This is a genomic window from Methylobacterium sp. J-068 (genome assembly GCF_022829445.1).
Taxonomy (GTDB): domain Bacteria; phylum Pseudomonadota; class Alphaproteobacteria; order Rhizobiales; family Beijerinckiaceae; genus Methylobacterium.
This window is the reverse complement of sequence record NZ_JAKSXY010000093.1, coordinates 1-514: the sequence shown is the minus strand read 5'-3', so window position 1 is coordinate 514 and position 514 is coordinate 1. Positions and strand designations below refer to the sequence as shown.

1 protein-coding gene is annotated in these 514 nt (G+C 66.5%); it reads right to left on the bottom strand.

Features of this window, described 5'->3' with window-relative positions:
- Positions 1-482 (bottom strand): hypothetical protein (locus MKK54_RS15460; RefSeq protein ID WP_244012084.1); only part of this gene is annotated, 482 nt, incomplete at its 3' end.
- Positions 483-514: the final 32 nt, after the last annotated feature.

The window sequence follows — 514 nt, the reverse complement described above, 5'->3', positions numbered from 1 at the left end:
ATCATGTCCAGCACGACGAGGCCGATCTGATCACGTGCGGCAGGGGCGAGGCGTGACCAAGCCTCCCTGAGATCGGATGGGGTCGGGACCCTCCCGGCGCCTGCGCAGGGAGGGTCTGAAGCCATCGTCCGATTCACGATGCTATCTGGCTCAGCTGATTGGCTATCTGCCTGTTCAGAGGGCCGGAGTTGCCGTTTCGATTCACACCCTCGCATCGAGCGCGCGAGGTGGCTGAAACTCTCCTCTGCTCCTGTCTCGCCCCAGCGGCAGTAGTGGGTGGCGAGGGCCTGTAGTCCGCCCATCGTCGTCGGTACGATCTGCGTGAGCTCGCGTCGGGCGGTGGCAGCCCGATCGCAGGCCGCGTTGCAGCGGCGCATGGCGGCCTCGTCACTCTCGTCGAGGTCGGAGCACGCCGTGACGTGTTCCTGCTCCGCTGCGTTGACGAGGTCGAGCGCGGCGAGGATCGGGTCAGGCGTGCTCATGCTCGTCCTCCCGATCTCGCAGGCGGACGACC